The organism is Shinella yambaruensis, from assembly GCF_022899355.1.
In the GTDB taxonomy this organism is placed as follows: Bacteria; Pseudomonadota; Alphaproteobacteria; order Rhizobiales; family Rhizobiaceae; genus Shinella; species Shinella yambaruensis.
The window spans coordinates 211821-221983 of record NZ_JALJCK010000008.1; the positions used below are offsets into that span (position 1 = coordinate 211821).

Genomic DNA, 10163 nt, shown 5'->3' on the forward strand with positions numbered 1-10163 from the left:
GGTTTTCCCGAAAAGACAAACGAAAACAAAAGAATCTAGAGTCTATATAGACTCTAGTCGAGACGCCGCAGCACGGCGGAATAGGCCCAGAGCGCCGCGCCGAACACGATGAGCACGAGGATCGAGAGGGTGGAGGCAAGCGGCCAGTTGAGCGTGACGATCGCCTGGTCGTAGATCTCGGTCGCCAGCAGGAAGACCCGCCCGCCGCCCATCAGCTTGGGCGTGATGAAGGACGAGACGGCCAGAACGAAGCACAGCAGGCAGCCGAGCGCGATGCCGGGCAGCGTCAGCGGCAGGATGACCTTGCGGAAGGTGCGGGCCGGCGTCGCGCCGAGCGTGCGCGCGGCCTCCTCCACCCGCGGATCGAGCCGGCCGAAACCGGCCATCAGCGCCAGGATCATGTAGGGCATCAGGATCTCGGTGAGGCCGATGAAGACGCCCTTGATGTTGAACATCAGGCTCGGCGCCGGCAGGCCGAGCGCCTTGATGGCGCTGACCACAGGACCGTCGTCGGTCAGGATCGCGATCCAGCCATAGGTGCGCACCACGGCGGAGGTGAGCAGCGGCGAGATGACGAGGACGGTGAGGAAGGTCCGCCAGGAGCCGGAGGCGCGGTGCAGGTAGAGCGCGATCGGGTAGGAGACGACGAGCGTCGTCAGCGTGATGGCAAGGCTGATCCAGACGGAATTGAGGACCAATTCCAGATAGAAGGGATCGCTGAGCAGGCCCGCCCAGTTCTCCCAGGTGAAGACCTGCTCGATGCCGCCGCCGATGCGCGACCTGTTGAAGGAATAGCGGGCGAGGTTGAGCACCGGCAGGATGAAGCCGATCGCGTTGATGAGCGCGATGGGGAGCAGGAGGAGGACGGCGAGCTGGCCGTCGCGCCAGGCGCGCGGAAGGGCGGGGGCGGCGCTCATTTCTCGCCCGCCGGATAGATGAGCGTGTCCTCGGCCGACCAGCCGAGCGTGACGCTGTCGCCGGCCGCAAGCGGGCTGCGGCCCCGCCGTGTCGCTTCCTCGACGACGATCTCCTCGCCGCCGACGCTGACGCCGTATTGCACGAGGTCGCCGATGAAGGTGATGGTCGATACGGTGCCCTCGACCTTGTTGTCGGCCTCGCCCGTCTCCTGGAGGCGGATGCGGTGCGGGCGCACGAGGATGTCGACGGCGCCGGCGGGCAGGCGCGTGGCGGAGCGGAGCTGCTGGCCGGCCCCCGTGAGGGTGCCTTGCGCGGTCACCGTGCCCTTGAGGCGGTTCGTGCGGCCGACGAAATTGGCGACGAAGGCCGTCGCCGGGCGCTCGTAGACCTCGGTCGGCGTGCCGAACTGCTCGACGCGGCCGCCGCGCATGACGACGACGCGGTCGCACATCGACAGCGCCTCGACCTGGTCGTGGGTGACGAAGACGGCGGTGATGCCGCTCTCTTGCTGGAGGGCGCGGATCTGTACGCGCATCTCGTCGCGCAGCTTGGCGTCGAGATTGGACAGCGGTTCGTCGAGCAAAAGGATCGACGGTTCGATGACGAGGGCGCGGGCGAGCGCCACGCGCTGCTGCTGGCCGCCCGACAGTTCCTTCGGCTTGCGATGGGCGAGGTGGCCGAGCTGGACCATCTCCAGCGCCTGCGCCGCCCGCTTTTCCGCCTCGCGGGCAGGGACGTTGCGCATCTGCAGCCCGAACTGGACGTTGTGCGAAACGTCCATGTGCGGGAAGAGGGCGTAGCTCTGGAAGACCATGCCCATGTCGCGATCATGGATGGGAAGGTGCGTGATGTCGCGCCCTCCCACCATGATGCTGCCCCGGGAGGGTTTGTTGAGGCCGGCGATGATCCGGAGCGTCGTGGTCTTTCCGCATCCCGAGGGGCCGAGGAAGGCGACCATCTCGCCCTTGCGGACGGAAAGATCGAGCGAGGGGATCACGTTGACGGCGCCGAAGCTGACGCCGATTCCTTCCAGTCTGAGATGCTCGTCGGGAGCGGAAGTCGTGGGCATGAAGAACTCCTGGGGCAATTCCGGCACGGAACGCGGCCTGTCCAAGGGCGGAACTGCGGAAAGACAGACAGATAAAGCGTTTCCGTGATCGGAGAAAACGGAAACGCTTCCGGCCGGCATCAGCGGCTGAGCGGAATGACGCGGCGGCGCCACTGCTCGGTGATGGCGTCGCGGACCTTGGCGACCTCGAGCCAGTTGATGTCGATCATCCTGTCCATGGCGCCGGCGGCGGTGCGCTGCAGCGCCTTTTCCGAGATGAGCGCCGCGGCCTTGGCGTTGGTGGGCGCGTAGAACATCTGCTCGGTGAAGGCGGCCTGCGCCTCCGGGCTCAGCGCGTAGTCGATGAACTTCCTGGCGCTTTCGCTGGCCGGCCCGCCCTTGACGAGGCCGATCACGTTGATCTGGAAGCCGCTGCCTTCCTCCGGCAGCACTACGCCGAGCTTGCCGTCCGACAGGTCGGCATAGACCTGCGCGCGGGCGTTCCAGCCGATGCCGATCGCCGCCGTGCCGCTGGAGATCGGCTGGTAGACGTCGGGCCGCGGCTCCCAGGTCTGGACGAGGGGCGCAAGTTCCTCCAGCCGCTTGAGGCCGGCCTCGACGCTCTCGATATAGTTCGTGCCGCCGGCCATCTTGTCGGTGATGATGGTCAGCGTCGTGCCCTGGATGTCCGGCACGGCGGGAATGGAGACCTGCTTGGCATATTGCGCGTCCCAGAGCGCGTTCCAGGAGGTCGGCGCCTGCTGCACCTTGTCGGTGTTGTAGAGCAGGACTAGGTTGTCGAAGGTGACGCCGGCGGCGTTGACGCCCTCGTAGCGTGCCTGGGGATAGAGGTCGGCGAGATGCTTCGTCACCGTCTCGTCCATCGGCGCGAAGATGCCTTCGTCGGTCGCGGCCTTGGCGACCGAGACGTCCATGATGGCGATGTCGATCTGCGGCGCGCTTGCCTGGGCGCGCAGCGTGCCCAGCATCTGGGCGGAGTTCGGCATGCCGTAGAATTCCACGGTGATGTCGGGATTGGCCTTCATGAAGGGCTCGACGACGGCCTTCACGTAGTTTTCCTGGAAGATGCCGGAATAGGCGGTCAGCACCACCGTATCGGCCATCGCCACGGATGTGGCGAGGGCCATTGCAAGCGCGGCAAGGCCGGCGCGGGTTGCGTTCTTCATTGCGGTCATGAGTTTTCCTCCGCTCTTGAACCGATTGTTCCCATTTGCTTTATCGTATTGAGCCGCTTCAGGCGGCCGAGGCTTCCACGATTTTCGTGGCGCCGGAAATGTCGGGCAGCTTCTCGCCGTTGCGCAGCCGCTCGAGCAGCACGAGCTCGCTTTCCTGCATGCCGAGCGCCTTGTCCGCGGCCCATTCGGCCTTGGAAGGGTCGAGCACCAGGACGCCGCTCTCGTCGGCGATGATGGCGTCGCCCGGGTTCACCGTCTGGCTGCCCACCGAGACGGGCACGTTGATCGCCCCTTCGAGGCCGAGGATCTTCGTGGTGATCGGCGAGGGGCCGCGGCACCACATCGGCAGGTCGACGCGACGGATCTCGGAAAAGTCCGTGGCCGGACCGTCGATGACCGCGCCGACGATGCCGCCGAGCTTCATCGAATGGGTCACGACGCCGCCCCAGCAGGCATGCTTGTCGTCGCCGCAGCGGTCGACGACGATGAAGTCGCCCGGCCGCACCAGCTTGGTCAGATAGTGCAGGATGGTGGAATCGGCATGGGGCAGGCGCACGGTGACCGCGGTGCCGGCGATGCGCTTTTCGGGCAGCACGGCGCGAAGCTCGCGGTTCATGAAGCCGGAATGCAGGAAATGGCCGACCGTGGCGGTCTCGACCTGTTCCATCTTCTTGATGAGGGCCGGGGCGATCTGCTGCGGCATGGGATTGACGACGAACATGACAGGAATTGCTCCATAAGGCAGTTCCGGCAAAAATGCGGTAACACTTCTGCTTCTGGAACTGCGCAAAAACAAAGAGATAGATTTTCCGGCCAAAAGGGCCGGGATGTCCTAGAGGACGTGGTGTTGGGCGACCGGCACGTCGCGGCGCACGGCGCCGATGCGGCTGAGGTCGATCCTGGCCGTGGCGGCGCCGACGCCGTCCGAGCACTGCGCGACCATGTGGCCCCAGGGGTCGATGACCATGGAATGGCCCCAGCACCATTTCTTGCCGTCCGCATGGGCGCCGGCCTGGCCGACGGCGACGAAATAGGTCTGCGTCTCGATGGCGCGGGCCCGGGCGAGCACTTCCCAATGGTCCTTGCCGGTCATCAGCGTGAAGGCGGCGGGAAGCACGATGACGTCGGCGCCCTTGTCGCGCAGGGCCCGGAAGAGCTCGGGGAAGCGGATGTCGTAGCAGATGGCGCAGCCGACGGTCGTGTCGCCGACCTTGTAGGTCACCACGTCCTCGCCGCGGCCGATCGTGTCGGATTCGCGGTAGGAGACGCCGCCGGGCGTGTCCACGTCGAAGAGGTGGATCTTGCGGTATTTCGCGATTTCCTTGCCTTCCGGGCCGAAGACGACCGAGGCGTTGTAGTGGTTGTTGCCGGCCTTCTCGACCATCGAGCCGCAATGCAGCGTCACGCCGAGCTCCTTGGCAAGCGCGGCGAAGCGCTGGTAGGTGCCGCCGTCCGGGAAGCTTTCGCCGCTGCCGTGCACGGCGTCGCGTCCCTCGCCGAGAAAGGCGAAATATTCCGGCAGCACGACGAGGTCCGGCTTCTCCCCGGCCACCACGTCGCGCACCATGCGCTCGGCGTCGTCGAGGTTCTTGGCTTTGTCGGAACCGGAATTCATTTGCACAACACTGATCTTCATCGAAGTCCTCCAAGTCTCAGTGGAGGCATCGTCGGGCCTTGCGACGGGAATGACAAACGATAAAGAATTGTCGTTCCCGATAGAAAAAACTTGTGGCGAAAACGCTAGGCGGTGATCCCCGTCGTGTCGAGCGAGGCCTCCCGGGCGATCACCGAAAGGATTGACGGGATTAGGTTTTCCGGATCGTCGGCATAGACGGCGTGCAGCTTCAAGGCCGGGAAGCGCGGTGTGATCGCGAGCGCCTCCAGCGTGCCGTCGGCGATCATCGGCGCCACCATGGGCACCGGCAGCAGCGCGATGCCGATGCCGTCCCGGGCGAGCCGCAGCATGGCGGAAAGCGAGTTGGAATTGGAAATGACCGGCGGCTGCACGCCCAGCTCCTCGAACTGCCGCAGCAGCCAGATATGCGGCACGCTGTTGCGCGAGAAGGTGAGCACGGGATAGGCGGACAGGTCCTGCAGGCGCAGCTCCCGGCCGCCGAGCCGGAAGGCGGGGGCGGCGACCCAGGCGCATTCCATCGTGCCGAGGTCGATGTTCTTGAGGCCGGGGGTGAGAACCGGCCCCATCAGCAGCGCGAGATCGAGCCGCCTCTCGCTGATGTCGCGGCCGATCGCCAGCGACGTGTCCACGTTGAGGTCGAGGCCGAGCGCGGGAAAGCGTTCCTTCACCCGCTCGATGAAATTCGGCAGCCAGGCATGCACGATGGAATCGATGGTGCCGATCGACACGGTGGCGCGCAGGTGCTGCGGGCTGCCGACCGCCATCTTGAAGCTGGTGGCCGCCTTCAGCAGCTCCTCGGCGGGCTGCATGGCGCGCTGGCCGACGGCCGACAGCCGGACGCCGCCCGGCACCCGCTCGAAGAGCTCGCAGCCCATCTCCGCCTCCAGGCTGGCGATGCGGTTGGAGACCGCGGCCTGGGTGGCGTTCAGCCGGTCGGCCGCGGCGCGGAAGCTTCCGAGCCGGGCGACCCACACAAATGTCTCGACGAAGCGCAGGTTCATTGCCCGTCCATCTCAGGAATTCGTCTTCCTTCGATATACGCGACGACGGGCGATTTCTACGGCTTTGGGACGGGGCGGATGTCGCGGCTACGCGTGGTCCGCGGCGCTCTCCTGCCGGCCGGCCAGCGCGGCCGTCGCAAGCCAGGCGCTCTTCAATCCCAGCATCAGCGCGCCGTGTTCCATCGTCAGGGCGAGCGTGTGCGCGCCGTTTTCCAGGGCGAAGCGTTTCTCCGCGTCGCTCCAGGCCGGCAGCAGCCAGTGCTTGCCGGCCCGCCGGGCGGCCGCCGCGATGGTCCGCAGGTCGTCGAAATCGGCCTCGCTGCGCTTGTAGGAGGCCCGGCCGCGCCTGAGCGACAGGTCGCTCGGGCCGACGAAGACCCCGTCGACGGTGTCGAGGGCAAGGATCGCGGCAATGTCGCGAAGCGCGCCCGCATGCTCGATCATCGGATAGCATCGCGTGCGGCTGTCCTGGTCGGGAAACCATTGGTCGTCGGGGCTGCCATAGGCCACGGTGCGCCCGCCCGCGAAGCTGCGGTCGCCGCGCGGCGGAAACTTGGCGAAGCGGCAGGTTTCCGCGGCGTGCCGGGCATCGACGATATGCGGGATGACGACCGCGTCGGCCCCGAAATCCAGCGCCTGCTGGATAGGCCCCCGCTCCGGGCCGAGGACCTTGGCGAGGACCTCCAGGCCCAGCCCCTTGAGCACCGGGATGAACCGGTCGAGCGCCTCCAGGTCGAAGCTGCCATGCTCGATGTCGAGGACCGCCGACGTATAGCCGATGGCGGCGGCCATCTCGCCGGCCGCAATGTTCGGGCCCGACAGCCAGACGGCGCTCTTGTGGCTCGGATGTGTCGGCATGCTCTCTCCTTTTCGGTTGCGGGAAACGCCGGGCGCAACGGCGGCGGACGGACGGTCGCGCTGCCTGCGGCGGGTCGGGCTGATATGTTTTCATAATACACACAGAAACACGCTTGACTATGATTTTCCCATATGAAATGTTTTTTGCAATATCATAAAACACAAGGGCGAACGCATGTCACTCTCACGGTCCCTCCTCTGCGCCTTCCTTTCCTCGGCCTCCTTCGCCGTGCCCGGCCTTGCCGCCGCCAACACCCTGACGGTGCAGATCACGGCCGACATCCGCAGCTCGCAGCCGGGCATAAACCGCGATGCGGGAACCGATTCCGTCCTGCTCAACGTGGTGGAGGGGCTGGTTGCGGCCGGCGAGGACGGCGAGATCCGTCCCATGCTGGCGAGCGGCTGGACCGTGTCGGAGGACGGCAGGACCTATACGTTCTCGCTGCGCGAGGGCGTCAAATTCCACAACGGCGCGACGATGACGGCCGACGACGTGCGGTGGAGCCTCGAAAAGCTGCTGCGCGACCCGGAATACAGCTGCAAGGCCTTCTTCGACGGCAGCCGCGACGCGAAGGTGGAGAGCATCACGGCGCCCGATGCGAAGACGGTCGTCATCACCCTCGACCGGCCCGATGCCATGCTGCTGAAATACATGGCGCAGGCGCAATGCGGCTCGACGGCCATCGTCCATCGCGATTCCTTCAATCCGGACGGGACCTGGAAGGCGCCGATCGCCACCGGTCCCTTCGTCTTCGGCACGTGGAAGCGCAGCGAGGGGCTGGTGCTGACGAAGTTCGCCGACTACGCGATCACCGGCGACAAGCCGGACGGCTACGGCGGGCGCAAGGAGGTGCTGGTCGACGAGGTGAAATATGTCGTGGTGCCCGATACGGCGACGGCCGTCGCGGGCCTGCGCAGCGGCGCGCTGGACGTCTTGCCCTACCTGCCGCCGAGCGAGGCCGCGAAGCTGAAGGACGACAAGGACTTCACCGTCGTCGCCGCGCCCCATGGCGGCCTCGTCACCATGCTGTTCCAGACCGCCGATCCGCTGATGTCGAACGTCGCGATGCGCCGGGCCGTCGTCGCGGCCCTCGATACGCCGCAGATCGTGGAGTCCGTGACCTACGGCCTCGGCGTGCCGAACAATTCGCTCGTCGCCTCCGCCTCGCGCTACCACACGGCGGCGCAGGACAAGGGCTACATCCATGATCCCTCAGCGGTGCCCGCCCTCCTGCAAGAGGCGGGATACAAGGGCGAGACGATCAACATCCTCACCAACCGGCGCTCGGCGATCAACTACGACACGGCCGTCATCGCCCAGGCCATGCTGCAGGCGGCCGGCATCAATGCCGAGATCGAGGTGCTCGAATGGGCAAGCCAGCTCGACCGCTTCAACAGCGGCAAATACCAGATCATGGCCTTCAACTATTCCAACCGCAGCGACCCGGCGCTCGCCTTCCAGACCGTCGTCGGCTCGAAGGCGAAGAATGCCAATGCCGTGTGGGACGATCCGGCGGTCGGCGAACGGGTGAATGCCGCGCTGCAGGAGGCCGACCCGGCCAAGCGGCAGGCGATCTTCGACGACCTGCATGCCCGCTTCCTTGACCAGGTGCCGCTGGTGATGCTGGCCAACGGCCTCGATGTCGGCGTCTCCGGCCCCAGGGTCACGGGTTACCGCACCTGGCAGGGCTTTGCCCGCTTCTGGGGTGTCAGCCACAGCGAATAGCGCGGCTGCCGGATCGAACCATGTTGAAATTCGCGTTTTCCCGATTGCTGTCGGCAATCCCCACCCTGTTCATCGTCTCCGTCGCGGTGTTCGGCCTCGTCCGGCTCATCCCGGGCGATCCGGCGAGCCTCATGCTCGGCGACCTCGCCGATGCGGACATGCTGGCCGAGGCCCGCAGCGCCATGGGCCTCGACAGGCCCATCCCGGTCCAGTTCGCGCTCTGGCTCGGCAATGTCGTGCAGGGCGATCTCGGCCGCTCGGTGCTGAACGGCCAGCCGGTGCTGGACCTCGTGCTGCAGCGCTTCGCCACCAGCGCCCAGATGGTGCTGATCGCGGTCGGCCTTGCCGTTCTCATCGCCGTGCCGCTCGGCATGATCGCCGCATGGCGGCAGAACAGCGGCCTCGACCTTGCGATCGTCGCCCTGTCGACGCTGCTCCTGTCCGTCCCCACCTTCTGGCTGGGGCTGATGATCCTGCTCGCCCTCGGCCTCAAGCTCGGCTGGCTGCCGGTGCTCGGCTATGTCTCGATCGCCGACAATGCCGCTGCCGGGCTCGTCTACCTGATCATGCCGGTGCTGACGCTGGTCCTGCACGAAGCCGGCATCATCGTGCGCATGGCGCGGGCCTCGACGCTGGACGTGCTGCGGCTCGACTACATCACCCATGCGCGGGCGAAGGGCCTCAGCGAAAGCGCCGTGCTGCTGCGCCATGCCGCGCGCAACGCCTTCGGCCCGACCTGGACGCTGATCGGCCTCATCCTCGGCAACCTGCTCGGCGGCGTCGCCGTCGTCGAGACGGTCTTCACCATACCCGGGCTCGGGCGGCTGATCGTCGATGCGATCTATGCCCGCGACTATGCGGTGGTCCAGGGCTGCCTGCTGTTCGTCGCGTTCACCTATCTCCTGGTCAACCTTCTGGTCGACCTCCTCTATCCCCTCTTCGACCCACGGGTGACCGCGGAATGAAACGCCATCGGCAAAATCGTATCCTCGGGGGCGTGCTTCTCGGCGGTTTCCTCGGTGCCGCCCTCGTCGGGCTGTTCTGGACGCCGTTCGATCCGATGCGGATCGAGCTGCGCGGCAAGTTGCAGGCGCCGGGCGCGGCGCACTGGCTCGGCACGGACGAGTTCGGCCGCGACGTGCTCTCGCGCCTCATGGCCGCGGCCGGCACCAGCGTTTCGATCAGCCTCGTCACCGTGCTCTTCGCGGTGCTGGCCGGCGTCACGCTCGGCGTGGTGGCGGGGTATGCCCGCGGCTGGACCGACCGCGTCATCATGGCGCTCAACGACGCGCTGCTCGCCTTCCCGAGCATGCTCCTGGCGCTGGCGCTGCTGTCGATCACCGGCGCCAACATGTACGGCATCATCCTGGCGCTCGGCATGGCCTATACGCCGTCCATGGTGCGGGTGGTGCGCGGTTCGGTCCTGTCGCTGCGCGAGCGGGAGTTCATCGAGGTCTCGCGCATCATGGGCAATTCGGCGGCCTATACGATGGTCCGCCATATCCTGCCCAACAGCCTGGCGCCGGTCATCGTGCTCGCCACCTCCATGTTCGGCTCCGTGCTGCTCACCGAAAGCGCCCTCAGCTTCCTCGGCCTCGGCGTGCCGCCGCCGGCGCCCACCTGGGGCAACATGCTGGCCAGCGCCCGCCCGCACATCGCCGAGGCCATGTGGCTCGGCATCTTTCCCGGCCTGTGCATCTCGCTCTCGCTCCTCGGCATCAATCTTGCCGGCGATGCCATCCGCGACCGCTTCGACCCCCGCATGAGAGGATTGTAACGC

At 66.5% G+C, this 10163-nt stretch carries 10 protein-coding genes; 3 read left to right on the forward strand and 7 right to left on the reverse strand.

Features of this window, described 5'->3' with window-relative positions; genetic code table 11:
• Nucleotides 1-53 precede the first annotated feature (53 nt).
• From MUU56_RS19865 to MUU56_RS19895, 7 genes are all read right to left on the reverse strand, one after another.
• Entirely contained in the window at nucleotides 54-917 is an 864-nt protein-coding gene (locus tag MUU56_RS19865) for an ABC transporter permease (RefSeq protein WP_064332940.1), read from the reverse strand.
• On the reverse strand, nucleotides 914-1987 hold the full coding sequence (locus tag MUU56_RS19870; protein WP_244769019.1) for an ABC transporter ATP-binding protein: 1074 nt from the start codon (nucleotides 1985-1987) through the stop codon (nucleotides 914-916). The genes MUU56_RS19865 and MUU56_RS19870 overlap by 4 nt, the downstream gene beginning before the upstream one ends.
• Nucleotides 1988-2106: 119 nt before the next feature.
• Complete coding sequence (locus tag MUU56_RS19875; RefSeq protein ID WP_244769020.1) at nucleotides 2107-3162, reverse strand: ABC transporter substrate-binding protein; 1056 nt, start codon at nucleotides 3160-3162, stop codon at nucleotides 2107-2109.
• A gap of 58 nt (nucleotides 3163-3220) precedes the next feature.
• Nucleotides 3221-3883: an RraA family protein gene (locus MUU56_RS19880; protein WP_244769021.1), complete on the reverse strand. Its 663-nt coding sequence runs from the start codon at nucleotides 3881-3883 to the stop codon at nucleotides 3221-3223.
• A gap of 111 nt (nucleotides 3884-3994) precedes the next feature.
• The gene (locus tag MUU56_RS19885) at nucleotides 3995-4798 is read right to left on the reverse strand and encodes a carbon-nitrogen hydrolase family protein (protein WP_244769022.1); all 804 of its coding nucleotides are present in this window, start codon (nucleotides 4796-4798) and stop codon (nucleotides 3995-3997) included.
• A gap of 104 nt (nucleotides 4799-4902) precedes the next feature.
• Nucleotides 4903-5799: a LysR family transcriptional regulator gene (locus MUU56_RS19890; RefSeq protein ID WP_133034093.1), complete on the reverse strand. Its 897-nt coding sequence runs from the start codon at nucleotides 5797-5799 to the stop codon at nucleotides 4903-4905.
• Nucleotides 5800-5886: 87 nt separating this feature from the next.
• On the reverse strand, nucleotides 5887-6657 hold the full coding sequence (locus MUU56_RS19895; protein ID WP_244769023.1) for an HpcH/HpaI aldolase family protein: 771 nt from the start codon (nucleotides 6655-6657) through the stop codon (nucleotides 5887-5889).
• 175 nt (nucleotides 6658-6832) lie between these two features.
• On the opposite strand from MUU56_RS19895, the gene MUU56_RS19900 reads away from it, so the two are divergent.
• The 3 genes from MUU56_RS19900 to MUU56_RS19910 are packed head-to-tail and all read left to right on the forward strand — an operon-like array spanning nucleotide 6833 to nucleotide 10160.
• Nucleotides 6833-8383: an ABC transporter substrate-binding protein gene (locus MUU56_RS19900; RefSeq protein ID WP_244769024.1), complete on the forward strand. Its 1551-nt coding sequence runs from the start codon at nucleotides 6833-6835 to the stop codon at nucleotides 8381-8383.
• 20 nt (nucleotides 8384-8403) lie between these two features.
• Nucleotides 8404-9348 (forward strand): ABC transporter permease, encoded by a 945-nt coding sequence (locus MUU56_RS19905; RefSeq protein ID WP_244769025.1) that lies wholly within the window; start codon nucleotides 8404-8406, stop codon nucleotides 9346-9348.
• Entirely contained in the window at nucleotides 9345-10160 is an 816-nt protein-coding gene (locus tag MUU56_RS19910; RefSeq protein WP_244769026.1) for an ABC transporter permease, read from the forward strand. The genes MUU56_RS19905 and MUU56_RS19910 overlap by 4 nt, the downstream gene beginning before the upstream one ends.
• Nucleotides 10161-10163 lie beyond the last annotated feature (3 nt).

Bases quoted from the DNA above. Each gene is read 5' to 3' on its own strand.
- MUU56_RS19865 (WP_064332940.1), bottom strand. From the start codon at position 917: ATGAGCGCCGCCCCCGCCCTTCCGCGCGCCTGGCGCGACGGCCAGCTC.
- MUU56_RS19870 (WP_244769019.1), bottom strand. From the start codon at position 1,987: ATGCCCACGACTTCCGCTCCCGACGAGCATCTCAGACTGGAAGGAATC.
- MUU56_RS19875 (WP_244769020.1), bottom strand. From the start codon at position 3,162: ATGACCGCAATGAAGAACGCAACCCGCGCCGGCCTTGCCGCGCTTGCA.
- MUU56_RS19880 (WP_244769021.1), bottom strand. From the start codon at position 3,883: ATGTTCGTCGTCAATCCCATGCCGCAGCAGATCGCCCCGGCCCTCATC.
- MUU56_RS19885 (WP_244769022.1), bottom strand. From the start codon at position 4,798: ATGAAGATCAGTGTTGTGCAAATGAATTCCGGTTCCGACAAAGCCAAG.
- MUU56_RS19890 (WP_133034093.1), bottom strand. From the start codon at position 5,799: ATGAACCTGCGCTTCGTCGAGACATTTGTGTGGGTCGCCCGGCTCGGA.
- MUU56_RS19895 (WP_244769023.1), bottom strand. From the start codon at position 6,657: ATGCCGACACATCCGAGCCACAAGAGCGCCGTCTGGCTGTCGGGCCCG.
- MUU56_RS19900 (WP_244769024.1), top strand. From the start codon at position 6,833: ATGTCACTCTCACGGTCCCTCCTCTGCGCCTTCCTTTCCTCGGCCTCC.
- MUU56_RS19905 (WP_244769025.1), top strand. From the start codon at position 8,404: ATGTTGAAATTCGCGTTTTCCCGATTGCTGTCGGCAATCCCCACCCTG.
- MUU56_RS19910 (WP_244769026.1), top strand. From the start codon at position 9,345: ATGAAACGCCATCGGCAAAATCGTATCCTCGGGGGCGTGCTTCTCGGC.